Annotated in this window: 22 protein-coding genes; 5 read left to right on the plus strand and 17 right to left on the minus strand. The window is 64.2% G+C overall.

Going from position 1 to position 25918, the window contains the following annotated elements; all coding sequences use genetic code 11:
• The first annotated feature begins 5 nt into the window (after positions 1-5).
• A complete protein-coding gene (gene pabB, locus MRBLMS1_RS17830; RefSeq protein ID WP_485880769.1) occupies positions 6-1844 on the plus strand; it encodes an aminodeoxychorismate synthase component I in 1839 nt (612 codons plus the stop codon).
• On the opposite strand, the gene MRBLMS1_RS17835 is transcribed toward pabB, so the two are convergent.
• Both MRBLMS1_RS17835 and MRBLMS1_RS17840 read right to left on the minus strand, forming a co-directional pair.
• A complete protein-coding gene (locus tag MRBLMS1_RS17835; protein ID WP_485880771.1) occupies positions 1841-2200 on the minus strand; it encodes a DUF1428 domain-containing protein in 360 nt (119 codons plus the stop codon). The genes pabB and MRBLMS1_RS17835 overlap by 4 nt on opposite strands.
• Before the next feature lie 113 nt (positions 2201-2313).
• Positions 2314-2910, minus strand: a complete 597-nt coding sequence (locus tag MRBLMS1_RS17840; RefSeq protein ID WP_485880773.1) for a glutathione peroxidase — start codon at positions 2908-2910, stop codon at positions 2314-2316.
• A gap of 181 nt (positions 2911-3091) precedes the next feature.
• On the opposite strand from MRBLMS1_RS17840, the gene MRBLMS1_RS17845 reads away from it, so the two are divergent.
• Positions 3092-4231: an extracellular catalytic domain type 2 short-chain-length polyhydroxyalkanoate depolymerase gene (locus MRBLMS1_RS17845; RefSeq protein WP_485880775.1), complete on the plus strand. Its 1140-nt coding sequence runs from the start codon at positions 3092-3094 to the stop codon at positions 4229-4231.
• 131 nt (positions 4232-4362) lie between these two features.
• On the opposite strand, the gene gabD is transcribed toward MRBLMS1_RS17845, so the two are convergent.
• The 15 genes from gabD to MRBLMS1_RS17920 all read right to left on the minus strand — a co-directional run bounded on the left by gabD (position 4363) and on the right by MRBLMS1_RS17920 (position 21544).
• The gene (gene gabD, locus MRBLMS1_RS17850) at positions 4363-5817 is read right to left on the minus strand and encodes an NADP-dependent succinate-semialdehyde dehydrogenase (RefSeq protein WP_485880777.1); all 1455 of its coding nucleotides are present in this window, start codon (positions 5815-5817) and stop codon (positions 4363-4365) included.
• A gap of 80 nt (positions 5818-5897) precedes the next feature.
• Positions 5898-6740, minus strand: coding sequence for a PPK2 family polyphosphate kinase (locus tag MRBLMS1_RS17855; RefSeq protein ID WP_456148165.1), 843 nt, complete (start codon positions 6738-6740; stop codon positions 5898-5900).
• Complete coding sequence (locus tag MRBLMS1_RS17860) at positions 6737-7159, minus strand: CoA-binding protein (protein ID WP_456148164.1); 423 nt, start codon at positions 7157-7159, stop codon at positions 6737-6739. Before MRBLMS1_RS17860 ends, MRBLMS1_RS17855 begins: the two co-directional genes overlap by 4 nt.
• Positions 7160-7383: 224 nt before the next feature.
• Positions 7384-8037, minus strand: a complete 654-nt coding sequence (locus MRBLMS1_RS17865) for a bifunctional 2-keto-4-hydroxyglutarate aldolase/2-keto-3-deoxy-6-phosphogluconate aldolase (protein ID WP_485880779.1) — start codon at positions 8035-8037, stop codon at positions 7384-7386.
• A 13-nt stretch (positions 8038-8050) separates the two neighbouring features.
• Complete coding sequence (locus MRBLMS1_RS17870; RefSeq protein ID WP_374106849.1) at positions 8051-8947, minus strand: SMP-30/gluconolactonase/LRE family protein; 897 nt, start codon at positions 8945-8947, stop codon at positions 8051-8053.
• Between the two features lie 15 nt (positions 8948-8962).
• Entirely contained in the window at positions 8963-10693 is a 1731-nt protein-coding gene (gene araD, locus MRBLMS1_RS17875; RefSeq protein ID WP_058049351.1) for an L-arabinonate dehydratase, read from the minus strand.
• A complete protein-coding gene (locus MRBLMS1_RS17880; protein WP_485880782.1) occupies positions 10690-11703 on the minus strand; it encodes a 2-dehydro-3-deoxygalactonokinase in 1014 nt (337 codons plus the stop codon). The genes araD and MRBLMS1_RS17880 overlap by 4 nt, the downstream gene beginning before the upstream one ends.
• Before the next feature lie 84 nt (positions 11704-11787).
• Positions 11788-12555, minus strand: coding sequence for an aldose epimerase family protein (locus MRBLMS1_RS17885; protein WP_485880784.1), 768 nt, complete (start codon positions 12553-12555; stop codon positions 11788-11790).
• Complete coding sequence (locus MRBLMS1_RS17890) at positions 12552-13751, minus strand: XylR family transcriptional regulator (RefSeq protein ID WP_485880786.1); 1200 nt, start codon at positions 13749-13751, stop codon at positions 12552-12554. Before MRBLMS1_RS17890 ends, MRBLMS1_RS17885 begins: the two co-directional genes overlap by 4 nt.
• Positions 13752-13783: 32 nt before the next feature.
• Positions 13784-14926 (minus strand): sugar ABC transporter permease, encoded by a 1143-nt coding sequence (locus MRBLMS1_RS17895; protein WP_034783811.1) that lies wholly within the window; start codon positions 14924-14926, stop codon positions 13784-13786.
• The gene (gene xylG / locus MRBLMS1_RS17900; protein WP_485880789.1) at positions 14923-16494 is read right to left on the minus strand and encodes a D-xylose ABC transporter ATP-binding protein; all 1572 of its coding nucleotides are present in this window, start codon (positions 16492-16494) and stop codon (positions 14923-14925) included. The genes MRBLMS1_RS17895 and xylG overlap by 4 nt, the downstream gene beginning before the upstream one ends.
• A 196-nt stretch (positions 16495-16690) precedes the next feature.
• On the minus strand, positions 16691-17665 hold the full coding sequence (xylF, locus tag MRBLMS1_RS17905; protein ID WP_099377905.1) for a D-xylose ABC transporter substrate-binding protein: 975 nt from the start codon (positions 17663-17665) through the stop codon (positions 16691-16693).
• Between the two features lie 139 nt (positions 17666-17804).
• Complete coding sequence (locus tag MRBLMS1_RS17910) at positions 17805-19592, minus strand: IlvD/Edd family dehydratase (protein ID WP_485880791.1); 1788 nt, start codon at positions 19590-19592, stop codon at positions 17805-17807.
• Positions 19589-20356 carry a D-xylose 1-dehydrogenase gene (gene xylB / locus MRBLMS1_RS17915; protein WP_485880793.1) on the minus strand — a complete coding sequence of 256 codons (768 nt, stop codon included), beginning with the start codon at positions 20354-20356 and terminating at the stop codon, positions 19589-19591. Before xylB ends, MRBLMS1_RS17910 begins: the two co-directional genes overlap by 4 nt.
• A gap of 27 nt (positions 20357-20383) precedes the next feature.
• Entirely contained in the window at positions 20384-21544 is a 1161-nt protein-coding gene (locus tag MRBLMS1_RS17920; protein WP_485880795.1) for a fumarylacetoacetate hydrolase family protein, read from the minus strand.
• Positions 21545-21973: 429 nt separating this feature from the next.
• On the opposite strand from MRBLMS1_RS17920, the gene chvE reads away from it, so the two are divergent.
• From chvE to mmsB, 3 genes are all read left to right on the plus strand, one after another.
• Positions 21974-22996: a multiple monosaccharide ABC transporter substrate-binding protein gene (gene chvE / locus MRBLMS1_RS17925; protein ID WP_223278970.1), complete on the plus strand. Its 1023-nt coding sequence runs from the start codon at positions 21974-21976 to the stop codon at positions 22994-22996.
• 113 nt (positions 22997-23109) lie between these two features.
• Positions 23110-24651, plus strand: coding sequence for a multiple monosaccharide ABC transporter ATP-binding protein (gene mmsA / locus MRBLMS1_RS17930; protein WP_436482186.1), 1542 nt, complete (start codon positions 23110-23112; stop codon positions 24649-24651).
• Entirely contained in the window at positions 24641-25858 is a 1218-nt protein-coding gene (gene mmsB / locus MRBLMS1_RS17935; protein WP_485880798.1) for a multiple monosaccharide ABC transporter permease, read from the plus strand. Before mmsA ends, mmsB begins: the two co-directional genes overlap by 11 nt.
• The last annotated feature ends 60 nt before the right edge of the window (positions 25859-25918 follow it).

Consider the following 25918-nt stretch of genomic DNA (forward strand, 5'->3'; position numbering starts at 1 on the left):
TCCCCATGCATACCGACTGCTTCGCCCTGCTCGACGACGCCAGCACACCCGGCGCCGGTTCGCGCCTGTACACGGGCCTGGCGGCGGTCTTGCGGTGCAGCGAGGGGGAACAGTGGCCGGCCCTGCTCGAAGGGCTGCAAGAGGCCTTGCAACGCGGCCAGTACGCCGTCAGCGTGTGCAGCTACGAACTGGGCGCGCACTTGCTGGCCATGCCGCCGCGCGCGGCCAGCCTTGACGCGCCACCGCTGGCGCAAGTGCTCGTCTTCGAGCATTGCACGCAGCTGTCGCAGGACGAGGTGGCGCAGTGGCTGGACGCGCGCGTCGATGCGGACGCCGCGCCGGCCGGCGTGGCCGGTATCCGCGCGAACGTGGATCAGGCCGAATTCACGCGCGCACTGCACCGCATCCACGACTACATCGTGGCCGGCGACACCTATCAGGTCAACTACACGTATCGTTTGCGCTTCGACGCCTTCGGCTCGTCCCTGGCCCTGTATGCGCGGCTGCGCGCGCGCCAGCCCGTGCCCTACGGCGCGCTGGTGATGCTGCCCGATGGCGGCGCCCTACTGTCGCTGTCGCCGGAGCTGTTCGTGCGCCACGCGCAGGGCGAGCTGACGGCGCGTCCCATGAAAGGCACGGCACCGGCCGCCCCGCCTGAGCAAATGGCAGAAAACGCGCGCCGCGCCAGCGCCCTGGCCAAGGACCCGAAGAACCGCGCGGAAAACCTGATGATCGTCGACCTGCTGCGCAACGACATCGGCCGCATCGCCGTCACGGGCTCCGTCAAGGTGCCGGCCCTGTTCGAGGTGACGCGCTACAGCAGCGTGCTGCAAATGACGTCCACCGTGCAGGCACGCCTGCGCGACGACGCAACGCTAAGCGACATCTTCCAGGCCTTGTATCCGTGCGGCTCGATCACGGGCGCACCGAAACGCCGCACCATGGAAATCATCGCCGAACTGGAACCGGCGCCGCGCGGCATCTACACGGGCGCCATCGGCTGGTTCGATCCGCCAGCCGCCGGTGCTGCCCACGCGGTGGGCGACTTCTGCATGTCCGTGCCGATCCGCACCCTGGCCTTGCAGCCGGCGGGCCCTGACGGCATCCGGCGCGGCGAAATGGGCGTGGGCGCCGGCATCGTCCTGGACAGCGACCCGCGCGAGGAATTTGCGGAATGCCAGCTCAAGGCCCGCTTCCTGACGGGCCTGAGCAACAACTTCGAACTGTTCGAGACCTTGCACGCGAGCCGCAACCATGGCTGCCGCCTGCAAGAGCGCCACTTGGCGCGCCTAGCCGCCTCCAGCGCCTATTTCGGTTTTTCCTGGGATGCCAACGCTGCCCGCGCCGCGCTGCAGGCGGCCTGCGCGGCACGCCCCGACGATGTCCCTTTCCGCCTGCGCCTGGCGCTGCGCCAGGATGGCCAGTTGACGACGCAAAGCGGCGCGCTCAGCGCCTTGCCGGGGACGGTCAACGTCATGTTGGCGCCCGATACAACGACGGCCGGCGACCTGTTCCTGCGCCACAAGAGCAGCGTGCGCACGCGCTATGACGCGGCCTGGCGCGCGGCCGAGGCGCAAGGCGGCTTCGACATGCTGTTCTTTAATGAACGGGGCGAGCTGACGGAGGGTGGGCGCAGCAATGTCTTCGTGCAGCTGGACGGCCGCTGGCACACGCCGCCCCTGTCCTGCGGCCTGCTGCCCGGCGTGCAGCGCGCGGCCATGCTGGCCGATCCTGCCTGGAAAGCGCAGGAAACCATCATCACGCGCGCCATGCTGGCGCGGGCCGAAGCGATCGTCGTGTGCAATGCGCTGCGCGGGGCGTTGCCGGCGCAGCTCGTGATTTAAACGTCAACGCGCATTTCGTACCCGCCATAGATCATCCGCTTGCCATCGAACGGCAATTTTTCCGGGTCCATCATCTCGGCCAGGCGCGGGTCTTTCATGACCTTGTCGTTGATTTCATCGCGTTTGGCGCGCGATTCATACACGATCCAGGAAAACACCACCACTTCGCCATCCTGCAAGTCCACCGCCTGCGGGAACGAGGTCAGCTTGCCCGGCTTGACATCGTCGCCCACGCATTCGCGAAATTCCAGCGCGCCGTACTCTCGCCAAACGGCGCCGCAACTGCGCGACATGGCCAGGTAGGCATCGAGCTTGGCTTTCGGTACGGGCACGACAAATCCATCGACATACGCCATGATGTTCTCCTTTGTTGTGACAAACGCGAACAACCAGCTTAGGACAATGATGGCAAGAGGACAAGCGCGGCATTAAAAAAGCAGGTGTTCAAGCCTGCTTGTGTGCCGGCAACTTACAGCGCCAGCGCTTTTTCCACCGCGCCAACGAGTTTCTTGTCGTCCGGCGTCACCTTGCTGGGGAAGCTTTCCACCACTTTGCCGTGGCGGTCGATCAGGTATTTGTGGAAGTTCCAGGCCGGGGTCTTGCCCGTCTGCTTGATCAGGTCCACGTACAGCGGATTCGGCGCAGGGCCGGAGACGACCGACTTCGAAAACATGGGAAACTTCACGCCATAGGTGTTGTAGCAGAAATCGGCGATTTCCTTGCTGTTACCGGGCTCCTGCTTGCCAAAATCGTTCGACGGAAAGCCCAGCACCACCAAGCCCTTGCTGCCGTACTTGGCGTACAGCGCCTCGAGCCCTTCGTATTGATTGGTAAAACCGCAATAACTGGCCGTATTGACCACCAGCACGACCTTGCCCGCGTACTGGCACAGGTTTTGCGGCGCCTCATCCTGCAGGCGGTTGAAGGTCTGCTTGAGGATGGCCGGGCAGGCGGCTGGCGCGGCGGCAGCAGCAGGGGCAGCGTCGGCGGCATGGGCCGGCACGGCAAGGCTGGCGCCGGCGGCAAGGGTGGTCAGTGCAAACAGCTGGGCAAGGGTCTTGGACATGAAGGGCACCATGGTTGAACGGAAGAAAACCATTCTATGTCAAACGCCGCGCGCGCGTACAAGACGGACAACAACAGCGATGGCTTGAGCGACATCAACGACCGTGCAGTACTTGCCCAGAGCACAGTTTTTTTACCTATGCTCGGCCTTCCTGTCCCTTTCCCTGCCTTGTGGAGTCGCCATGCCCTTCCCGCACCTGACCGCGCACCTGACCACACTAACCACCGCCCTGCTGGCCGCCAGCCTGCTCATCCTGGCGCCAGGCGGCGCGCACGCCGCCACGACGGCCAAGCCCGCCAAGCCCGCCGCGACCAGGGACGCCCCCGCCCTGCCCGCCTACCAGGCTGACCTGAGCCAGACCACGGTGTCCGGCCTGTCCTCGGGCGGCTTCATGGCGGCGCAGTTTGCCGTCGCCTACTCGGCCACGGTGGCCGGCGCCGGCATCATCGCGGGCGGCCCGTATTTCTGTTCGGGCCAGCCGGGCCGCTTCCCCTACATTCCCTACCTGACGAATGCCTTGAGCACCTGCATGAATCCCGGCAGCGCGCAGGTGGCGCCGCCTGTCGCCAGCGAATTGCTGCGCGCGGCGAACGATTTTGCGCGCGAGCGTCTCATCGACGACACGGCCAACCTGAAACGCCAGCGCGTGTATCTGTTCAGCGGAACGAAAGACCAGACCGTGACGCGGCCGGTGGTGGAGCAGGTGGGGAAATTCTATCAACTGGCCGGTACGCCGGCGGCGCAGATCCGCTTCGTCGACACGCTAGGCGCGGGCCACGCCATCCTCACCGACAGCAATCAGGACAAGCCTTGCGCCGTGACGGAGTCGCCGTTCATCAACGACTGCGACTATGCGCAGGCGCGCGACATCCTGCTGCACCTGTACCCGGACCTGCAGCCGTCGTCGACCACCCTGACGGGCAAGCTGATCGCCTTCAACCAGCGCAGCTTCATCCAGAACGCGTACTCGAGCATGAACAATACGGGCTACGCCTACATCCCGAAAGCCTGCAACAGCGAGAGCTGCCGCGTGCACGTGGTATTCCACGGCTGCCTGCAAACGACGCAGGCCATCGGCGACCGTTTCTATACGAGCACCGGCTACAACCAGGTGGCGGACGCCAACAAGATCATCGTGCTGTACCCGCAAGCCGAACCGAGCCCCGTCTACCCGTACAACCCGAAAGGCTGCTGGGATTTCTGGGGCTACACCAGCATCAATCCGATCGACCCGGATTTCTACCGCAAGAGCGGCACGCAGATGGAGGCGGTCAAGGGCATGCTGGACCGGTTAGGATCTGCTCGCAACAGCCATCGATAACGGACGTCACGGATGCTTGAGAAAATCGTAGCGAGCGGCAACTATTTCTGGCTAAGAAGCGCAGCTGTACTTTAGTACAGCGAGCATCGCAGGCCGGAAAGCGCGCCGCGCAGTAGATTTAATCAAGCATTCTAGATACCGCCCATGCAGATGTATTTGATGACAAGATAGTCTTCGATACCGTAGGTCGACCCTTCACGGCCCAGGCCCGATTGCTTGACGCCGCCGAAGGGCGCGATCTCGTTCGAGATCAGGCCCGTGTTCACGCCAACCATGCCCGTTTCCAGGCCTTCGGCCACACGCCAGATGCGGCCGATGTCGCGCGAATAGAAGTAGGCGGCCAGGCCGAACTCCGTGTTGTTGGCCAGGCCGATCACTTCATCGTCCGTCTTGAAGCGGAACAGGGGTGCCAGCGGGCCGAAGGTTTCCTCGGTGGCCACGCGCATGTCGTTCGTCACGTCGGCGATGATGGTCGGCTCGAAGAAGCCGTTGCCCAGCGCATGGCGCTTGCCGCCAGCCAGCAGGCGGCCGCCCTTGCCCAGCGCATCGGCCACGTGTTCTTCCACCTTGGCCACGGCCTTGGCGTCGATCAGCGGGCCCTGCGTGACACCGGCCTCGATGCCATTGCCCACCTTCAGCTTGGCCACGGCCGCGACCAGTTTCTCGGCAAACGCGTCATACACGCTGTCCTGCACGTACAGGCGGTTGGCGCAGACGCAGGTCTGGCCCGCATTGCGGTATTTCGAGGCGATGGCGCCTTCCACGGCCGCGTCCAGGTCCGCGTCGTCGAAGACGATGAACGGCGCATTGCCGCCCAGTTCCAGCGACAGTTTCTTGATCGTCGGCGCGCACTGCTCGGCCAGCAAACGGCCCACCTGGGTCGAGCCCGTAAACGTCAGCTTGCGCACGATGGGGTTCGACGTCATTTCGCCGCCGATGTCTTTCGGTGCACCCGTGACGATGCTGAACACGCCCGCAGGCACGCCCGCGCGCTCGGCCAGCACGGCCAGCGCCAGCGCGGAAAACGGCGTCGCTTCCGCCGGTTTCAATACCATCGGGCAGCCGGCGGCCAGGGCCGGGCCGACCTTGCGCGTGATCATGGCGGCGGGGAAGTTCCACGGCGTGATGGCGGCGCACACGCCGATCGGCTCCTTGGTGACAACCAGGCGGCGGTCCGGCCATGGCGATTGCAGGGTATCGCCCGCGACGCGCTTGCCTTCTTCGGCGAACCACTCGATGAACGAGGCGCCGAACTGCACTTCACCCTTCGCTTCCGGCAAGGGCTTGCCCTGCTCGGTGGTCATGATCAGCGCCAGGTCGTCGGCGTTTTCCAGGATCAGGTCATGCCAGCGGCGCAGCACGGCCGCGCGTTCCTTGGCCGTCTTCTTGCGCCAGGCGGGCCAGGCGGCATTGGCCGCCTCGATGGCGCGGCGCGTCTCGGCTGCGCCCATCAGGGGCACCGTGCCGATATGCTCGCCCGTGGCGGGATTGTTCACGTTAATCGTCTGGCCACCATCGGCATCGACCCAGGCTCCATTCACGTAAGCCTGGTGACGCAACAAGGTAGGATCTTTCAACTGCAGCATATGGATCTCCGGTCTGGTTTGAATTATCGACGAGGGATACTATGCCACAGCGCGGCCGATTCCGCAGGCGCGGAACGGATTTACTCGACCTTGAAAGACGACAGTTTCGGGTCCGGCGCCGGGTATTCCAGCTTCATGCCCTGCAGGGTTTCCAGCAGCAGGGACGCGACCACCAGGTTGCGCTGGGTCTTGGAGTTCGATGGCACCACATACCACGGCGCGTGATCGGCATCCGTCTCGCGGATCGCCGTTTCATAGGCGCGCTGGTAGCCATCCCACTTCTTGCGCTGGGCGATATCGTTGGGGTCGAACTTCCACTGGCGGTCGGGATCATCGAGCCGCTCCTGCAGCCGTCCCCGTTGCTCGTCCTTCGAGATATGCAGGAAGATTTTCAGGATGACGGTGCCCGTTTCGCTCAGCATGCGCTCGAAATCGCGGATCTGCGCGTAGCGGCGCTGGCATTCGGCCTTGTCGATCATGTCCTGCACACGCGTGATCAGCACATCTTCGTAATGGCTGCGGTTGAAGATGGCGATTTCGCCCTTCACGGGCACGTGCTGGTGCACGCGCCACAGGTAATCGTGCGCCAGTTCGATATCGGTGGGGCCCTTGAACGCGATGGCGCGGATACCCATCGGGTTGATGTTGCTGAAGATGGCCTTGACCGTGCCATCCTTGCCCGACGTATCCATGCCCTGCAGGACCAGCAGCACCTTCTTTTTGTGCTGCGCATACAGCATGCTCTGGCATTCGGCGATCTGCGCCGTCAGCGCCACGGTTTCCTCGCGGTCCATGGCCTTGCACTGGGCCGGCGTCAGTTTCTTGTTCGCCGCCTTGGTGGCGGCGCCCAGCAGGCGCTTGCCGGCGAATTCCTCGTTCAGCTCGAAGCCCTTGCCGGCGCGAAATTGGGTGCGCGCCTTCATGCCGCCACCGCCAGCTTGCGGTGCTCGATTTTTGTGCAGTGATCCATCACCACGTCCAGGCCCGCCGCCCGCGCCAGCTGCGCCGCCTGCTCGTTGACGATGTCGAGCTGCAGCCACAGACAGCCCGCCTTGACGGCGATGGCCTCCTCGGCGATGGGCAGGATATCTTCGGATTTGCGGAAGCAGTCGACGATGTCGATGCGCGCCGGCGCGACGGCAGCGGCCGCCTCCGTCAGATTGGCGTAGGCGCGCTGCCCCAGCACATCGCGCCCGGCCAGGGCCGGATTGACGGGCAGCACGCGGTAGCCATGGCGCAGCAGGTAGTCGGCCACTTCATGGCTGGCGCGTTCGGGCTTGTCGGACATGCCGACGATGGCGATGATGCGGCTGTCTTGCAGGATGCGGGCGATGTTGGACATATTCTGGTCTATGAAGCGTGCGACATTGCCCGCCTAGCGTAGCAGATTCCCGTCCCGCCGGGAGCTAAGTAACCCCCAATAAATTATTATGATTTCTGACTTCCATAATCGGCGCTCTGCGGTGTTGCCCGCTGCTAGCAGTGCTCGCACTGCGTCGCAGCAGGCGCCTTGCATAGCATCCGGTTCTGTTCGTCATAAATTCACAATAATTTCCTGAGGATTACTTAGCCAGAAGACTTCGCCTTGCGCACGGCCGCCATCTTCGCCACGAAAGCCTGCGCGCGCGCCGTCACGGCCGCGTAATCGCCCGTGGCGCCCGGGCCACTGAGGCTGCTGCCGATGCCCACGGCCACGGCGCCACTGTCAAACCATTCATTGAGGTTCTCTACCGTCACGCCGCCCGTCGGCATCAATGGCGCTTGCGGCAGGGGCGCGCGCAGGGCCTTGATGTAGGCGGGGCCGAACATCTCGGCGGGGAAGACCTTGACGATGTCGGCGCCCGCCTGCAGGGCCGTGACGATTTCCGTCGGCGTCATCGCGCCCGGCATGGACAGCACCTGGTAGCGCTGGCACAGCGCGATGGTATCCACGTTGACGCTGGGCGAAATGATGAACTGGGCGCCGGCCAGGATGGCGGCGCGCGCCGTCTCCGTATCGAGCACGGTGCCCGCGCCCAGCAGCACGTCATGGCCATGGCGTTCGCGCAAGGTGCGCAGCACGCCCAGGGTGTCGGGCGTGGTGAACGCCACTTCCAGCGCCGTGATGCCGCCGGCGATGCACGCCTCGGCGATCTGCAGCGCCGCATCGGGCGAGCCGGCGCGCACGATGCCGACCATGCCCCGTTCGAGGATGCCATTGAAAACCGTGTGTTTTTGCATATGCTCTCTCCTGTCAGGCCGGCAGGGCGCCAAAGCGCACTTCCGGCAAACCGCGCACGCCCATCTGGCGCGCATGAAACAATCCGCCGGCCAGAGGTTCGCTCGCCAGCTGGGCCGGGGTCAAATTCTCCTGCGCCGTCGTGACGAACAATTCGTCGTAGTGCGGGCCGCCCAGGCTCACGCAGCTGGGCTGCGAGACGGGCAGGCTGATCTTGCGCTCGACGCTGCCGTCCGGCGCGAAGCGCAAGACCCTGCCGGCGCCCCACTGCGCGCTCCACAGGTAGTCATCCGCATCGATGGTGGCGCCATCGGCGGCGCCCGGCCCCGGATCGAGTACGGCAAACACGCGCACCCGGCTCGCGTCGCCCCCCAGGTAATCGTCCCAGCGGTAGATCGCCCTCTTCATCGAGTCGCAGAAATACATGGCCGTGCCGTCGACGCTGAAGCAGATGCTGTTCGAGATGGCGATCTGCGGTAGCGGCAGGCGCTCCAGGGTCAAGTCCAGGTTGAGGCGGTAAAAGCTGCCGATCGCATCGCGGCACGGGCGTTCATCGAGCGTGCCGAAGACAAAGCGTCCCTGGCGGTCGCAGCGGCCATCGTTCAGGCGCGTCATGGGCAAGTCGCCCTCCACCGTGTGCAAGCGCGTGACGGCCCCGCTGCGCGCGTCAAACCAGGCCAGCCCCGAGGCCAGTCCCAGCAGCAGCACCTCGTCGCTGTCCGTCAGCGCGAAGCACGCCAGGCGCTCGGGCATGGCCCAGCTCTGGCGCTCGCCCGTGGCCAGCACCAGCGCATGCAGCTGGCAGCCTTCGATATTCGTCCAGAAAACGCGGCCGCTGCGTTCGCACCAGCGCACGCCCTCGCCCAGGAAGTTTTGCGCATCGACCAGTAATTGCGCCTGTGTCCCCATCATTTTTATTCCTTCCCTTCAGTGTGACTCGCGCGGAACGGCCGAACCGCGGCAACCGACGAGGAAGTCCAGATCCGCGCCTTCGTCAGCCTGCGTCACGTGCTTGATATACATCGACTGATAACCGCCCTTCATGGCCGGCGGCGGGGCGCTCCACTCGGCGCGCCGGCGCGCCAGCTCCGCTTCGTCGACGTCCAGGTGCAAACGGCGTCCCGCCACGTCCAGTTCGATCATGTCACCATCGCGCACCAGGGCCAGCGGCCCGCCCACGGCCGCTTCCGGCGCCACGTGCAGCACCACCGTGCCGTAGGCCGTGCCGCTCATGCGGGCGTCCGAGATGCGCACCATGTCGCGCACGCCCTGCTCCAGCAGTTTTTTCGGCAATCCCATATTGCCCACTTCGGCCATGCCCGGATAGCCCTGCGGGCCGCAATTTTGCAGCACCATCACGCAGCTGGCATCGATATCGAGCGCGGGATCGTCGACGCGCTTTTTGTAGTGCTCGATGCTGTTGAAGACGACGGCGCGGCCACGGTGCTGCATCAGCTCGGGCGATGCCGCCGATGGCTTGATGACGGCGCCGCGCGGGGCCAGGTTACCATGCAGGACGGCGATGCCGCCTTCATCCTTGAATGGCTGCGCCAGCGGCGTGATCACCTCGGGATTGAAATTTTCCGCTTCGGCCACGTTGACGGCCATGGTCGCGCCCGTGACGGTGAGCGCCTCGCCATGCAATTTACCCAGCAGGTCGCGGATGATCACGGGCAGGCCGCCCGCATAGTAAAAATCTTCCATCAGGTACTGGCCCGACGGCATCAGGTTCAGCAGGCAGGGAATGTCGCGGCCCAGGCGGTCCCAGTCGCCCAGGCGCATGTCCACGCCGATGCGCCCGGCGATGGCCAGCAAATGGATCACGGCATTGGTCGAGCCGCCGATGGCGCCGTTGACCATGATGGCGTTTTCAAACGCTTCGCGCGTGAGGATCTGCGACAGTTTCAGGTCTTCGTGCACCATGTCGACGATGCGCCGGCCCGTCAGCTGCGCCTGCAGCTTGCGGCGCGCATCGACGGCGGGAATTGCCGCGTTGCCAGGCAAGGTCACGCCCAGCGCTTCGACCATGCTGGCCATGGTCGAGGCCGTGCCCATGGTCATGCAGTGGCCGGCGGAACGCGACATGCACGATTCAGCCTGCTTGAATTCGGCCGAGGTCATGCGCCCGGCCCGTACGTCCTCGGAAAACTTCCACACGTCGGTGCCCGAGCCGATCGGCTTGCCACGGTAATTCCCGTTCAGCATGGGGCCGCCCGACAGCACGATGGTCGGCAAATCCACGCTGGCCGCGCCCATCAGCAGGGCCGGGGTGGTCTTGTCGCAGCCCGTCAGCAGCACCACGCCGTCGATCGGGTTGGCGCGGATCGATTCCTCGACATCCATGCTGGCCAGGTTACGGAACAGCATGGCCGTCGGGCGCAGATTCGTCTCGCCCAGCGACATCACGGGAAATTCGACGGGGAAGCCGCCCGCTTCGAGCACGCCGCGCTTGACCATCTCGGCCAGGTCGCGGAAATGGCCATTGCAGGGCGTCAGCTCGGACCAGGTATTGCAGATGCCGATGACGGGACGGCCATCGAAGGCATCGCTGGGATAGCCCTGGTTCTTCATCCAGCTGCGGTGAATAAAACTGTCCTTGTCGTCGCCACCAAACCACGATTGCGAACGCAAGGGGCGCTTGTTCTTGTTGCTGCTCATACTGTCTCCTGCGGGGAAATCAAGCCGCGCGCGGCGGCGATCAGCAGCGCACCGTGACCGGCCAGATTAGCTTGCTGCTGGTCGTCGACGATGATGCGCTTGCCATAAAAAAATCCGTGTTCTTCGATCAGCAGCCCGAGCGCCTGGCGCAGCATGGGTTTGCCAGTAATGACGAGCGGCGTATCGGGCCGCATCTGGATGGCGGTGCTGTTGCGCAGCGCCAGCAGGTCGCCGCTGAGGACGGCGCCCATCAGGAAATTGGCCCGCTCATTGCATTCGATGGCGCTGAACTGGCCCAAGGTGCGCACGCTGAAGCAGGCGCGCGCCAGCCCCGTTTTTTGCGCCGCCGCCGCGCCGGCCAGCAGCATTTTCGGCACCAGAGTCTGCGCAAAACCGCCATCGACCGATTGCTTGATCAGGGTGTGCTGCGTGATCGCCTGCAGCAGTTCGCCCGCGATGGTGGTGCTGCAGCCGAGGATGCGGCGCTGCTCGTCAACACTGATCAGCTTGGTATGCGAACCGGGCATGATCAGGGTCGCCGCGCCCCGTAATTGCAGGCGCTCGAGCAGCGCGACGACTTCCGTCTCTTCGCCGCGCATCATGTCCATCGCCTCGACGTTATGCAGGCCGACGGCGCCATGCTGGTTGCGCACGCCGGGAATCAGCCACAGGGGCTGGGGCAGCACGTCGGGCAAGTCCACCGCCTGCATGCCTTGCGCCAGCTGGGCCAGGCCTGCGGGCGCCGGCAGATGCGGCACTTCCCGCACGCCCATGGGCGAAGTGATCATGCCCGAGGCCAGCGCCAGATCCACCTCGGACGGCGCGATGCCGGCGCTGGCCAGCACGCTGGCGATGGTGTCGCGCAGCGCCTGTTTCAGCGCGCCGTTATGGCCATCGATGGCGGTATTGCGCACGCCCGTTTCCAGCTGCGCCTGGGCGACGACGGCGCCTGCGCGCCACAGCAAGGTACGCGTATTGGTGGTGCCGGCATCGATGGTGAGTATGTTCATGGACAGGTTCGCAGCGTCGGTCAGGACAAAAATGAATGAGGGAAAAACTACCCCATGGTAGAACTGCCCCGCATATCTGACCAATCACTTATTTGACATCATTGATACCGGTTCGGATATGTCAAACGCATCGATATCCTGCACGCCCAAACGGTAGGCAAGATTGAAGCGCCTCACTTGTCCCGGTTGCAATTGCACACCCTGCGCCAGCAGGGAAAAACAGCGCGCATCGGAATATAAATGGCAACTGTCCTGGGTGCTGTAAAAACGCAGGACCCGTCCCGAAGCGGGGTCGGCCACCCGCGCCGCCTCGCGCAGCTGGCCGCTGCCCGTCCAGTAAAAGTCATGCCGGAATCCCGGCAAGTGCACGAGCGCGGGCCAGGCCAGGCGTGTAGCGAGCGGCGCCGGCTGGCGGAAGTCGAACGCGCTGCCCGCCACGTCGAGCGGAGCGCTGCAAGAGTGCCCGCCGGGCCAGTAGCGGTCGGCGGCCAGGCGCAGCACATGGTCACCCACGGCGGCGCGGCCGCCCTGCAGATTGAACAGGGGCGCGGCCAGCGCAAAACGGGAAACCGTCTCGGCCGTGGCGACGCAGTCGAGGTGCAAGCTGCCATCCTCGTCAAGCCGGTAGGCCAGGCGCACCGACAGGCCGTCATGCGCCAGGTGCAGCAGCAAGTGGCCGTCGTCCGGCGGCGCGCACTGCCAGACCGTGGACGAGCGCGCCGCAGGGGGCGCGGCGCCCAGCACGTCGGCCAGGCGGCCATAGCGGTCGGGCGCCCACCAGGCCCGCACGCTGGCATCGTGCGCGTCGATGGCCACACGCATGCCGCGCGCATTGCGCAGCAGATGCATCATGGCGCATGCCCGGGGGCTGGCGGCGGCCGGCTGCGCTGCTGGAATTCACGCGGTGTGCAACCGAGTTCGCGCTTGAAGACAGCATGCATGTACTGCACCGTGGTAAAGCCGCAACGCACGGCCACCTCGGCCACCTGCCCCGGCCCGCGCGCCAGCAGGGTCTTGGCCGCATCGAGCTTGAAATGGAGGATTTCATCGTGCACGCTGCGCCCCAGCTCGTGGCGGAAGTGCGCTTCGAGCGAGGAGCGCGACACGCCCACGTAATCGGCCACCTGCTCCGTCTTGATGCCCTGGCAGGCGTACTGGCGGATGAAGTGGCGCGCCTGCATCACCTGCGGATGCTGGAAAGGCTGGTGGCGCGTGGAAGCGAGCACGTTCAGGCCGGCCGGCGGCACGAGGATGCGCGTGCCGGACAGACGCGCGCCATTCAACATCTGATGCAGCAGATGCGCGGCCGTGCGGCCCATTTCCTCCGTGCCCTGGATCACGGAACTCAAGGGAATGCGCGTGAGCATGCGCGCCAGCGGGTCGTTGTCGATGCCGATCAGGGCCACTTGCTCCGGCACGGCGATGCCCGCATGCATGCACGCTTGCAGCAGCTGGCGCGCGCGCGCGTCGCTGACGGCGATGATGCCGACGGGTTTTTCCAGGCTGTTGAGCCAGGCGATCTGCTGCTCCACCGCTTCGTCCCACGAGGGCGCGCTGGTGGCGACGCCCCGGTACACGTCGGCGCGCATGTGGTCGCGCTCCATCAAGGCGCAAAACGCCGTTTCGCGCTCCTGCGCCCAGCGGTTGACGTCGGCCTCGGGCAGGCTGAAACAGGCGAAACGCGTCAGGCCCGCTTCCACCAGGTGTTCATAGGCCAGCTTGACGATCTTGAAATTATCGGTCGCCACATACGGGATGCCGGCCGGGTAATCCTCGGCGCGTGCATACGAGCCACCCACGGCCACCACGGGCAGGCGGCTGTGCGCCAGCGCTTCGCAGACGGCGGGATCGTCAAAATCGGCGATGATGCCGTCGCCCTGCCAGCGTTCGATGCCGGGCAGGCGGCAGCGGAAATCCTCTTCCAGGAACAGGTCCCACGACACGCGCGTCGTGTTCAGATAGGCGGCGATGCCCGCGATGATGTCGCGGTCGTAGATTTTATTCCCGTTAAACAGCAGCGCGATCCGGTGCGCGGTCGGCATCTTCATGGTGTCTCCTCCCGTGCCAGATCGTTTCACGGCTAACGACGCCCTGCTCGCGTGCTGACATCGACCCACACGGCCAAAGTGAGGATACTGCCTTTCACGATCATCTGCCAGTAGGTGTCCACGTCCAGCATGGACATGCCGTTATCGAGGCTGGCCATCACCAGCGCGCCGATCAGGGCGCCGTACACGGTGCCCGAGCCGCCGCGCATCGAGGTGCCGCCGATGAAACAGGCAGCGATCGCGTCGAGTTCGCTGAAGGTGCCGGCCGATGGCGAACCGGCCGCCAGGCGGCCCGTGTTGATCAGGCCCGCCAGCGCGCACATCAGGCCCATGATGCCGAAGATCCACAGCTTGACGGCTTTCACGTTGATGCCGGACAGGCGCGTCGCTTCCATATTGCTGCCGACGGCGTAGATGCGGCGGCCGAACACGGTCTGGCTCGTGATGTAGCTGAACAGTCCCAGCAAGGCCAGCAGCAACAGCACGGGCAGCGGAATGCCTTCATAGCCGTTCAGGGTTTGCACGAAGGCATACAGCACGGCGCCGATGACGGCCAGGCGCAAGCCGTCGGCCCAGGGCGCCGTCTGCGGCAAGCCATGCTGCGCACGGCTGGCGCGCGCGCGCCACGTCAAAAAGGCGGCCAGCAGGAACAGGCCGATGCCCAGCACGATGCCGGGCACCGCGGGCAGGTAGCCCTGTCCCAGGTAGACCATCGGCTCGGAGACGGGCGCGATCGTGATGCCGCCCGTGATGCCCAGCAGGATGCCGCGGTACGCGAGCATGCCGCCCAGCCCGACGATGAAGGAGGGGATGCCCCGGTACGCCGTCAGGTAGCCATTGAGCAAACCGATCACCAGGCCGCAGCCGAGTACGGCCGCCAGGTTCAGCGCCAGCGGCCAGTGCTGCGTGACGTCCAGCACGGCGGCGATGCCGCCGAGCAGCCCCAGCAGGGAGCCGATCGACAAATCGATCTCGCCAGCGATAATCACCAGCACCATGCCGCAGGCGAGGATGCCGGTGACGGACATCTGGCGCAGCAGGTTAGACAGGTTGCGCGGCGTGAGGAAACTGCCCTCCGTCTTCCACGAAAAGAAGGCCCAGATCAGCGCCACGGCGATCAGCAGGGCCAGCATCTTGTATTGGGTGAACAGCTGTTTGATACTGTGCGGTTTCATGCTGCGGTTTCCTTGTTTGCGGTGTTGGCGGCGGGCGCCGGGCGCTGGTCGAGCGCGGCCGCCAGCACGGTTTCCTGGCTCAGGCCATCGTTGATAAAGTCGCCGCGCAGGCGGCCTTCGCCCATCACCAGCACGCGGTCGGACACGCCCAGCACTTCGGCCAGTTCCGACGAGACCATGATGATGGCCACGCCCTGGTCGGCCAGCGCCAGCATCAATTTGTAGATTTCATATTTGGCGCCCACGTCGACGCCGCGCGTGGGCTCGTCGAGGATCAGCACGCGCGGGCGCGTCAGCAGCATCTTGGCCAGCACGGCCTTTTGCTGGTTGCCGCCCGACAGGCTCGTAATGGACAGCGACGGGCTGGCCGCCTTCAGTTCCAGCTTCGCGATCTCGCCGCGCACGGCCGTCAATTCCGCCTCGCCGTCGATGCGCGTGGCGCGCGTGAATTCCTCCAGCACGGCCAGGGTGATGTTCTGCCCCACGTCGAGGTCCGGCACGATGCCGTGATGCTTGCGGTCTTCCGGCACCATGGCCAGGCCCATGGCGATGGCCTTTTGCGGCGAACGGGTATCGATCTTGCGGCCATCGAGCCACACCTCGGCCTGGCACGGCCCCTGGTAGGCGCCGAACAGGGCCGAGACGAGCTCCGTGCGCCCCGCTCCCACCAGGCCGGCGATGCCGAGGATCTCGCCCTTGCGCAGGGTGAATGACACATCGTCGACCCGCTTGCGCTGCGGGTTGTCGGCGTCGATGCACGTCACGTGGCGCGCCTCGAACAGCACTTCGCCGATAGGTACCGGCTGCGCACGCTGCGGATACAGCTGGCTCATTTCACGGCCCACCATCTGCGCGATGATGCGCTCGACGTTCATCTGCGCCATCGGCGTGGTGGCGATATGCTTGCCGTCGCGGATGACGACGATGGTGTCGCAGATGGCCGCCACTTCATCGAGCTTGTGCGAAATGTAGATGCAGGTGACGCCCTTGGCCTTCAACGCGCGCAGAATATCGAGCAGCACGGCGATTTCCGACGCCGTCAGCGACGACGACGGCTCGTCGAGGATCAGCAGGCGCGCATTCTTGTTGAGCGCCTTGGCGATTTCCACCAGCTGCTGGTGGCCGCCGCCGTAATTCATCACGGGCTGCGCCACGTTCAGTTCGGGAATTTTCAGTTCGCGCAGCAGCTCGTCGGCGCGCTTGTACATGGCCGCGTAGTGCATGCGCCCGCCTGGCAGGGTCAGCTCGCGGCCCATGAAGATATTCTCGGCCACGGACAGCTGCGGCACCAGCATCAGTTCCTGGTGGATGATGATGATGCCCGCGTCTTCCGTGTCGCGGATCGATTGCGCGCGCAGGGGCTGGCCATCCCACAGGATCTCGCCATCCCAGGTGCCATGCGGGTACACGCCGGACAACACCTTCATCAGGGTCGACTTGCCGGCGCCATTCTCGCCGCACAAGCCGATGCACTCGCCGGCCCGCACCTGCAGGTCGATGCCGTCAAGCGCGCGGACACCGCCAAACTGTTTGACGATGCCTTTCATTTCAAGCAGATAGTCGGACATGCTCACTCTCGTTGCGGATACGGGGGAAATGTCGGATTACGCGGCACCCATGGCGCCGCTAATCCGACCTACGGCCGATGCGGACGGCCGACACCACCATCGGCGTTTCCGAAGCCGGCGATTGTCGGATAACGGCCGATGCGGGCAATCGCAGGTCGGCTTAGCGCACAGCGCATAAGCCGACATCAAGCGGTAATCAATTACCCAGCTGCGCCTTGGTATAGAAACCGTCATCGACGAGAATGTTCACATTCGCCTTGGTCAGCGGCGTTGGTTTCAGCAGCACTGTGCTGACTTTTTTCAGGCCGTTGTCATAGCTCGAGTTGTAAGCCGGCTTTTCATTGCGCGCCAGTTGCACGGCCAGCTTGGCCGCTTCCGCAGCGATGGTTTTCAACGGTTTGTAGACGGTCATCGACTGCGTGCCGGCGATGACGCGTTTCACGGCCGCCAGATCGGCGTCCTGGCCCGAGACCGGCACCTTGCCGGCCAGTTTTTGCGCAGCCAGGGCCTGGATGGCGCCGCCTGCCGTGCCGTCGTTCGAGGCGACGATGGCGTCGATCTTGTTGCCGTTGGCCGTCAGCGCGTTTTCCACGATGGACAACGCTTCGGTGGCGCTCCAGTCCTTCACCCACTGCTGGCCGACGATCTTGATGTCGCCCTTGTCGATGAACGGTTTCAATACCTTCATCTGGCCTTCGCGCAGCATCTTGGCGTTGTTGTCGGTCGGCGAGCCGCCCAGCAGGTAGTAATTGCCCTTCGGCTGCAGCTTGGTCACGCCTTCGGCCTGCATCTCGCCCACTTTCTCGTTGTCGAACGAAATGTACGCGTCGATATCGGCGTTCAGGATCAGGCGGTCATACGACAGCACCTTGATGCCGGCCTTTTTCGCTTCCTTGACGGTGTTGTTGAGGACAGTGGCGTTGAACGGCACGATCACCAGCACGTCCACGCCGCGCGAGATCAGGTTTTCGATCTGCGAAATCTGGCGCTGCTCGCTGGCGTCGGCCGATTGCACGAAGACCTTGGCGCCCTGCTTCTCGGCGGCGGCGATGAAGAAATCGCGGTCGCGCGTCCAGCGTTCCACGCGCAAATCGTCGATGGAGAAGCCGATTTTCGGGTTTTTCGCATCGGCCAGGGCGGCGCTGCTGCTCAATGCCAGCATGGCGGTCATGATGGCTGCACTGATGATCTTGTTCATTGTGTGTCTCCTTGTGGATTTTATTAACAACGTTTTTTAACTGCGGGTACTGCTGAAAAATTTTATGTCTTGGTGGTGTCGGCTTACGCGCGGAGCGCTAAGCCGACCTACATCAATGGTTGTGACGTGGCAGGGTCTGGCCCACGGCGCGGTATTTCAGGGCCAGCTCCATGCAGGCGCCCGTTTCCAGCTGGCCCACGCTGGCGCGGTAGATTTCCTGCCACGGCGTGGCGCTGTCGTTGACAGGCGGCGGCAATTCCTGCGCGCGGCGCGCCAGTTCGTCAGCATCGACCAGCATGTCACACTGGCCCCCGTTCAAGTCCACGCGGATGATGTCGCCCGTGCGCAGCAGCGCCAGGCCGCCGCCCACGGCGCTTTCCGGCGACGCGTTCAGGATCGAAGGACTGTCCGACGTGCCCGACTGGCGCCCATCACCCAGGGTCGGCAGGTTCAAAATGCCGGCCTTGAGCAAGGCGTCGGGCGGCTGCATGTTGACCACTTCGGCCGAACCGGGCCAGCCCACGGGACCTGCGCCGCGCATGACCAGCATGCAGCTGTCGTCGATATTGAGCGCCGGGTCGTTGATGCGCGCGTGGTAGTCGCTTGAACCATCGAAGACGATGGCGCGCGCCTCGAACACGCCCTCGCTGCCAGGACGCGACAGGTAGCGCTCGCGGAAAGCGGGAGAGATCACGCTGGTCTTCATGATGGCGAAGTCGAACAGGTTGCCCTGCAAGGCCATGAAACCGGCCTTTTCCTTCAGCGGCGCGGCAAACGGGCGGATCATCTCGCGATCAGTACTTTCGCGTCCGGCCAGGTTCGCCGCCATCGTCTGGCCCGTGACCGTCAACCGGTCCGCATGCAGCAAGCCCGCCTGCTGCAACTCCCACATCACGGCCGGCACGCCGCCGGCGCGGTGGAAGCGCTCGCCCAGGTATTTTCCGGCCGGCTGCATGTTCAACAGCAGCGGCACGTCGTAGCCATGTTCCATCCAGTCGCTCGAGTGCAGTTCCACGCCCGTATGGCGCGCCATGGCCATCAAGTGCGGCTGGGCGTTGGTCGAGCCGCCGATGGCCGCGTTGACGATGATCGCGTCCAGGAACGCCTCGCGCGTGAGAATGCTCGACGGGCGCACGTCCTCATGCGCCATGGCGACGATGCGGCGCCCCGTTTCATAGGCGATCTGGCCCCGCTCGCGGTATGGCGCGGGAATGGCCGAGCAGCCTGTCAGCGACATGCCCAGCGCTTCGGCCAGCGCATTCATGGTCGATGCCGTGCCCATGGTGTTGCAATGGCCGGCCGATGGCGCGGAGGCGGCCGCGATCTGCAGGAATTTGTCGTTGTCGATCAAGCCGGCGGACAGCTGGCGGCGGCCCTTCCAGATGGCGGCGCCGGAGCCCACCAGTTCGCCGTCCATCCAGCCGTCGAGCATGGGGCCGCCCGACAGCACGATGGCGGGAATGTCGACCGTGGCGGCGGCCATCAGCTGCGCCGGCGTCGTCTTGTCGCAGCCCGTCGTCAGCACCACGGCGTCGATCGGGTAGCCATGCAAAATCTCCACCAGGCCCATATACGCAAGGTTGCGGTCCAGCGCGGCCGTGGGACGGCGGCAGTTCTCGAAGATCGGGTGCAGCGGGAATTCCATCGGGATGCCACCCGCGTCGCGGATGCCGTCGCGCACGCGCTGCGCCAGCTCCAGATGGATGCGGTTGCAGGGACTGATATCGCTGCCGCTTTGCGCGATGCCGATGATGGGCCGGCCCGAACGCAGCTCCTCGGCCGTGATGCCATAGTTCATGAAGCGCTCAAGGTACAGCGCGGTCATGTCGATGTGGTCGGGATTGTCGAACCAGTCCTGCGAGCGGAAGCGCCGCGCCTGGTGTTTGCCTGCGGTGCTCATGCGCCGTACCAGCCTGCGTCAACGTAGTATTCGCGTCCCGCGCACTTGGCCGCGTTGTCCGACGCGAGGAACAGCGCCAGCGCCGCCACGTCTTCCGGCTCCACGCGCAGCTGCAGGCATTGGCCCTGCAGGATCACGGCTTCCGCTTCCGGCGTATGCCACAGCTTTTCCTGGCGCGGCGTGCGCACGGCACCAGGAATGATGCAGTTGACGCGGATGCCGTCGACGCCTAGGTCGCGCGCCAGGCCGCGCGTCAAGCCCTCGATGCCGGCCTTGGCCGTCATGTAGATCGACAGGCGCGCTTGCGCCAGGTGCCAGGAAATCGACCCCAGGTTGAGAATCACGCCGCTGCCCTTGACGCGCATGGCGGGCGCCACGGCCTGGGCGCAGAAATACTGGTGGCGCAGGTTCACGGCCATGCGCTCGTCCCAGTAGGCGGGCGTGACGTCCTGCAGTTCGTGGCGGTCGTCATTGGCCGCGTTGTTGACGAGGATATCCGTGGCGCCCGCGCTGTGTGCGATCTCGGCGAAGGTGGCGGCCAGCGCGCCCAGGTCCGTCAGGTCGCAATAGCGGAAAACGGGCGGCTGCGGCAGGTGGGCCAGCTTGTCCTGCAGCGCCAGCGACGCCTCGCGGGCGATATCGAGAAAGGTGACGTGGGCGCCCTGGCGCGCGAACGCCTCGACGATGGCCACGCCGATGCCGGTGCCGCCGCCCGTGATGACGACGCGCTTGCCGGCCAGGCTAGGGTAAGTTGCATGCTGCATGGTGTCTCTCTTTTTAAAATAATCGGATCAAAGCAAGCCGCGCTGGGCCAGGTTCTGGTACAGCGCGCGCACGCCGAACGTCCAGGGGGCAATCGCATCGCAGCGCTGCACTTCGTTGACCAGCGCGCCCAGCGCAGCGCTGGCAATCGTCACCCGGTCGCCCAGGTGGTGCGTAAAGCCGCCGCCCTGCGCGCCGCGGTCCTTCACGGGCGAGAACATGGTCCCGAGGAACAGCATGAAGCCGTCCGGATACTGGTGGTACTGGCCTGCCGTCTGGCGCACGAGGTCGAGCGGGTCGCGGCTGATTTCGCGCATGAAGCTGGCGCCTTCGAGCGCAAAGCCGTCGTCCGCGCCTTCGATCAGCAGCGACACTTCCGCTTCGCGCACGGTGTCGAGCGTGAAGTGCTCGTCGAACAGGCGGATGAAGGGGCCGATGGCGCAGGAGCCGTTGTTGTCCTTGGCCTTGCCCAGCAAGAGGGCGCTGCGCCCTTCGATGTCGCGCAGGTTGACGTCGTTGCCCAGGGTCGCTCCCAGCACCTCGCCACGGCTGTTGACGGCCAGGACGATCTCGGGCTCGGGGTTGTTCCAGGCGGACGATGGCAGCAAGCCCACCTGCGCACCGCAGCCCACCGACGACATCGGCTGCGCCTTGGTAAACACTTCCGCATCGGGGCCGATGCCCACTTCCATGTATTGCGACCAGGCACCGCGCTGCTGCAACTGCTGTTTCAGGCGCTGCGCCGCGTCCGAACCCGGTTTCAGGGCCGACAGGTCGCCGCCCAATGTCATTTGCAGGGCGGCGCGCAGGCTCGCCGCGCGCGCCGCGTCGCCGCCCGCCTGTTCCTCGATCACCCGTTCGAGCAGGCTGACGGCAAAAGTCACGCCGCAAGCCTTGACGGCCTGCAGGTCGCACGGCGCCAGCAGCAATGGCTCGCCGGCCGGTGCGGCCAGCGCCTGCTCCAGCAGCACCTGCACTGGGCCAAGCGCGATGCCGGGTGCATGGCGGGCGATATCGAGCGCATCGTTGCGTTCGAACAGCTCGGCCACCGTCGCCACCGTCTGCGTGATGTCGACCACCTCGCCGCCGCGCACGGCGACGACGCAAGGGCCGTCACGCCAGATGCGGCCGACAAGGAGGGCCTGCGCCAGGTCGGCGGGCAACAAAGAGGCGGGGGAAATCGGCTGCATGGCAAGCTTTCAAAAGGTCGTGACGGGATGGCCGGTGTTCAAGTTCGGACCGATTCTGCGCGCCGCCCTGTGTCGCCGCAATTACGAAAATCACCAAATTGAATGATGATTATTGGTATTGCAGTGCACCAAAAAAAGCCGCCATCCAGCCCCCGTTTCCGCCCTGTCAGCAGTTGGAAAGGCGTGCCATGGCGCATTGCATCAATTGACCCATCGATATCGTTTTGGATATCACCAATGCGAAAAAAGTGATTGGTGAGGGATGGATGGACAAACTAGTATCAGCCGTGGCCTGCAATCGGCCATTCGCACGGAGCCCGCCCACTGGACGACGGCCCTGGCACATTCAACTATCGAAGACGGTGGAGACCTGAAATGAAAACAACAATGAAAATGCTGACCGCGAGCCTGGCGCTGGCCATCTCCGGCATGGCGGTAATGCCCGTGGCAAGCGCCGCAGACAAGGGCGCGATCGGCATCTCGATGCCAACCAAATCGTCCATGCGCTGGATCGCCGACGGCGACAACATGGTCAAGGTATTCAAGGAGCGCGGCTACAAGACGGACTTGCAGTTTGCCGACGACGATATCCCGAACCAGCTGGCGCAGGTGGAAAACATGATCACCAAGGGCGCCAAGGTGCTGGTGATCGCCGCCATCGACGGCACCACCCTGTCGAACGTGCTGCAAAAAGCGGCCGACAAGGGCATCAAGGTCATCTCGTATGACCGTTTGATCCGCGGCACGAAAAACATCGATTACTACGCCACCTTCGACAACTTCCAGGTCGGCGTGCTGCAAGCGGGCTATATCGAATCGGCGCTGAAACTCAAGGAAGGCAAGGGCCCGTTCAATATCGAACTGTTCGGTGGCTCGGCCGACGACAACAATGCGCACTTCTTCTACAACGGCGCGCTGTCGGTGCTGAAACCGTACATCGACAGCGGCAAGCTGGTGGTGCGCTCGAAGCAGATGGGCATGGAAAAGGTCGCCACCCTGCGCTGGGATGGCGCCGTGGCGCAAGCCCGCATGGACAACCTGCTCAGCGCCTACTACGGCAATGCGCGCGTCGACGCCGTGCTGTCGCCATATGACGGCTTGAGCATCGGCATCCTGTCCTCGCTCAAGGGCGTCGGTTACGGCACGCCGAAGCAGCCCTTCCCCGTCGTGACGGGCCAGGATGCGGAAATCCCGTCGGTGAAATCGATCATCCGCGGCGAACAGGCATCGACCGTGTTCAAGGACACGCGCGAACTGGCCAAGGTCACGGCCAACATGGTCGACGCGATGATGAGCGGCAAGACGCCGACCGTCAATGATACGAAGACCTATAACAACGGCGTGAAAGTCGTGCCGTCCTACCTGTTGAAACCGGTCACCGTCGACAAGGCGAACTGGAAGCAGGTGCTCGTCACCGGCAGCGGCTACTACACGGAAGCGCAAGTGAAATAAGCATCCAAGGTACTGAAGGCCCGGCCCTGCCGGGCCTTTCGCTTCACGCACTATCAAGAACAAGACTGCCGCACGACCGATGCCGACCAGCGCGGCCGTGCCAGAGAGGTTATATGACGAACACTATCCTGGAAATGCGCGGGATACGCAAAACATTCCCGGGCGTCGTTGCGCTCGACAATGTCAACCTGCGGGTACGCAGCGGCGAGATCCACGCCATCGTCGGCGAAAACGGCGCCGGCAAATCGACCCTGATGAAAGTGCTCAGTGGCGTCTACGGCCATGGCAGCTATACGGGCGACATCGATTACCTGGGCCAGACGCGGCACTTCCGCGGCATCAAGGACAGCGAAGAAATCGGCATCATCATCATCCACCAGGAACTGGCGCTGGTGCCTCAGTTGTCGATCGCCGAGAATATCTTCCTCGGCAACGAACCGTCCAGCATGGGCGTCATCGACTGGGAATACGCGCAAAGCAAGACGCGCGAACTGCTGCACAAAGTCGGCTTGAAAGAATCACCTGACACCCTGATCACCAACCTGGGCGTGGGCAAGCAGCAACTGATCGAGATCGCCAAGGCGCTGTGCAAGGACGTCAAGCTCTTGATCCTCGACGAGCCAACGGCCAGCCTGAACGAAAGCGACAGCGCGGCCCTGCTCGACCTGCTGCTTGGCCTGAAAGCCCAGGGCATCGCCTCGATCCTGATTTCGCACAAGCTCAATGAAATTTCAAGAGTCGCCGATGCCATCACGGTGCTGCGCGACGGGAACACGGTGGACAGTTTCGACTGCCGCGTGGAACCCGTCAGCGAAGACCGCATCATCGAAAAAATGGTCGGACGCGAAATGGCGGACCGCTATCCGCCGCGCACGCCGACGATAGGCGAGACCATTTTCGAAGTGCGCGACTGGCGCGTCTTCCATCCCGAGCATGCCGACCGTCCCGTCATCAAGGGCATCAATATGCACGCCAAAAAGGGAGAAATCATCGGCATCGCCGGCTTGATGGGCTCCGGGCGCACGGAACTGGCAATGAGCATTTTCGGCCGCGCCTACGGCCAGCGCATCAGCGGCACGGTGCTCAAAAATGGCCAGGAGATCGACGTCAGCACCATCGGCAAGGCGATCGCCCACGGCCTCGCGTATGTGACGGAAGACCGCAAGGGCCTGGGCCTGATCCTCGAGGAAGACATCCAGAAGAACACCAGCCTGGCCAACCTCGATGCGATTTCCAAACACATGGTGATCGACGAGCAGCGTGAATTCAGCGTAGCCGAGGATTTCCGCCGCAAGCTCAAGACACGTTGCTCGAGCGTGGCGCAGAAGGTGGTCAATCTGTCCGGCGGCAACCAGCAGAAAGTGGTACTGGCGAAGTGGCTGTTTTCGCGCCCCGACGTGCTGATCCTCGATGAACCGAGCCGCGGCATCGACGTGGGCGCCAAGTACGAGATCTACAGCATCATCAGCGACCTGGCCGCGGAAGGCAAATGCATCATCATGATCTCGTCGGAAATGCCGGAATTGCTGGGCATGTGCGACCGGATCTATGTCATGAACGAAGGCCGCTTTGCGGCGGAATTGAGCGCGGCAGAAGCATCGCAGGAGCGAATCATGCGCGCGATCGTTACACACGGAGAAAACAATGGACAATAAATTGACAGCAGGCGCGCCGGCAGCAGCAGCGCCAGCGGCCGCGCCGCAAGCGAAAAGCTATGCCGGCTTTTTGAAGAACAATATGCGCGACTACGGCATGCTGCTCTCGCTGATCGTCATCATGGGCTTTTTCCAGTACATGACCGACGGCACCCTGATGCAGCCGCTGAACCTGACCAACCTGGTGCTGCAAAACAGCTACATCGTCATCATGGCGCTGGGCATGCTGATGGTCATCGTGGCCGGCCATATCGATTTGTCCGTCGGCTCGGTGGTCGGCTTCGTCGGCGCGCTGGCGGCCGTCCTGATCGTCAACTACAACATGAATTTTGTCGCCGCCAGCATCCTCTGCCTGCTGGCCGGCGCCGTCATCGGCGGCGCGCAAGGCTATTTCGTCGCCTTCTTCAAAATCCCGTCCTTCATCGTCACCCTGGCCGGCATGCTGGTCTTCAAGGGCTTGACCCTGGCGCTGCTCGCTGGCCAGTCGGTCGGCCCCTTCCCGGAAGGCTTCCAGATGCTCAGCTCGGGCTTCCTGCCCGACCCGTTCGGCGGCGAAAACCTGCGCGGTTTTTCACTGCTGCTGGGCGTGATCGCCGCCGCGGCGCTGATCATCACCTCGCTGCGCAGCCGCGCCAAGCAACTGAAGCACGGCATGGAAAATGAGCCGCGCGCCTTCTTCCTGCTGAAAAACGCCATCTTCGCCGCCGTGATGGTGTATTTCAGCTATCTGCTGGCGTCGTACCGCGGCTTTCCCAACGTGCTGGCCGTCATGTCGCTGCTCATCGTCGCCTACACCTTCATTACCAACCGCACCGTGCTGGGCCGCCGCGTGTATGCCGTGGGCGGCAACGAGAAGGCGGCGCGCCTGTCCGGCATCAAGACGGAACGGGTCAGCTTCTACACCTTCGTCAACATGGGCATGCTGGCCGCGCTGGCCGGTCTGATCTTCGCGGCGCGCCTGAATACGGCCACACCGAAGGCCGGTACGGGTTTCGAGCTGGACGTGATCGCCGCCTGCTTCATCGGCGGCGCCTCGGCCTCGGGCGGCGTGGGCAAGGTGATGGGAGCCGTCATCGGCGCCTTCATCATGGGCGTGATGAACAACGGCATGTCCATCATGGGCATCGGCATCGATTACCAGCAAGTGATCAAGGGCCTGGTGCTGCTGGCGGCCGTCTTCATCGACGTCATTAATAAAAATAAATGAGAAGAACAAGGAAGTACAGGTTCGAGCCTTAGGGGGCTCTGGCCGGCGCTTGCGCCGGCC

The organism is Massilia sp. LMS1-1-1.1, assembly GCF_040815535.1.
GTDB lineage: Bacteria > Pseudomonadota > Gammaproteobacteria > Burkholderiales > Burkholderiaceae_D > Janthinobacterium > Janthinobacterium aestuarii.

Excerpts from the sequence above, each read along its gene's own strand:
- pabB (WP_485880769.1), top strand. The coding sequence starts at position 6 with ATGCATACCGACTGCTTCGCCCTGCTCGACGACGCCAGCACACCCGGC.
- MRBLMS1_RS17835 (WP_485880771.1), bottom strand. The coding sequence starts at position 2,200 with ATGGCGTATGTCGATGGATTTGTCGTGCCCGTACCGAAAGCCAAGCTC.
- MRBLMS1_RS17840 (WP_485880773.1), bottom strand. The coding sequence starts at position 2,910 with ATGTCCAAGACCCTTGCCCAGCTGTTTGCACTGACCACCCTTGCCGCC.
- MRBLMS1_RS17845 (WP_485880775.1), top strand. The coding sequence starts at position 3,092 with ATGCCCTTCCCGCACCTGACCGCGCACCTGACCACACTAACCACCGCC.
- gabD (WP_485880777.1), bottom strand. The coding sequence starts at position 5,817 with ATGCTGCAGTTGAAAGATCCTACCTTGTTGCGTCACCAGGCTTACGTG.
- MRBLMS1_RS17855 (WP_456148165.1), bottom strand. The coding sequence starts at position 6,740 with ATGAAGGCGCGCACCCAATTTCGCGCCGGCAAGGGCTTCGAGCTGAAC.
- MRBLMS1_RS17860 (WP_456148164.1), bottom strand. The coding sequence starts at position 7,159 with ATGTCCAACATCGCCCGCATCCTGCAAGACAGCCGCATCATCGCCATC.
- MRBLMS1_RS17865 (WP_485880779.1), bottom strand. The coding sequence starts at position 8,037 with ATGCAAAAACACACGGTTTTCAATGGCATCCTCGAACGGGGCATGGTC.
- MRBLMS1_RS17870 (WP_374106849.1), bottom strand. The coding sequence starts at position 8,947 with ATGATGGGGACACAGGCGCAATTACTGGTCGATGCGCAAAACTTCCTG.
- araD (WP_058049351.1), bottom strand. The coding sequence starts at position 10,693 with ATGAGCAGCAACAAGAACAAGCGCCCCTTGCGTTCGCAATCGTGGTTT.
- MRBLMS1_RS17880 (WP_485880782.1), bottom strand. The coding sequence starts at position 11,703 with ATGAACATACTCACCATCGATGCCGGCACCACCAATACGCGTACCTTG.
- MRBLMS1_RS17885 (WP_485880784.1), bottom strand. The coding sequence starts at position 12,555 with ATGATGCATCTGCTGCGCAATGCGCGCGGCATGCGTGTGGCCATCGAC.
- MRBLMS1_RS17890 (WP_485880786.1), bottom strand. The coding sequence starts at position 13,751 with ATGAAGATGCCGACCGCGCACCGGATCGCGCTGCTGTTTAACGGGAAT.
- MRBLMS1_RS17895 (WP_034783811.1), bottom strand. The coding sequence starts at position 14,926 with ATGAAACCGCACAGTATCAAACAGCTGTTCACCCAATACAAGATGCTG.
- xylG (WP_485880789.1), bottom strand. The coding sequence starts at position 16,494 with ATGTCCGACTATCTGCTTGAAATGAAAGGCATCGTCAAACAGTTTGGC.
- xylF (WP_099377905.1), bottom strand. The coding sequence starts at position 17,665 with ATGACCGCCATGCTGGCATTGAGCAGCAGCGCCGCCCTGGCCGATGCG.
- MRBLMS1_RS17910 (WP_485880791.1), bottom strand. The coding sequence starts at position 19,592 with ATGAGCACCGCAGGCAAACACCAGGCGCGGCGCTTCCGCTCGCAGGAC.
- xylB (WP_485880793.1), bottom strand. The coding sequence starts at position 20,356 with ATGCAGCATGCAACTTACCCTAGCCTGGCCGGCAAGCGCGTCGTCATC.
- MRBLMS1_RS17920 (WP_485880795.1), bottom strand. The coding sequence starts at position 21,544 with ATGCAGCCGATTTCCCCCGCCTCTTTGTTGCCCGCCGACCTGGCGCAG.
- chvE (WP_223278970.1), top strand. The coding sequence starts at position 21,974 with ATGGCGGTAATGCCCGTGGCAAGCGCCGCAGACAAGGGCGCGATCGGC.
- mmsA (WP_436482186.1), top strand. The coding sequence starts at position 23,110 with ATGACGAACACTATCCTGGAAATGCGCGGGATACGCAAAACATTCCCG.
- mmsB (WP_485880798.1), top strand. The coding sequence starts at position 24,641 with ATGGACAATAAATTGACAGCAGGCGCGCCGGCAGCAGCAGCGCCAGCG.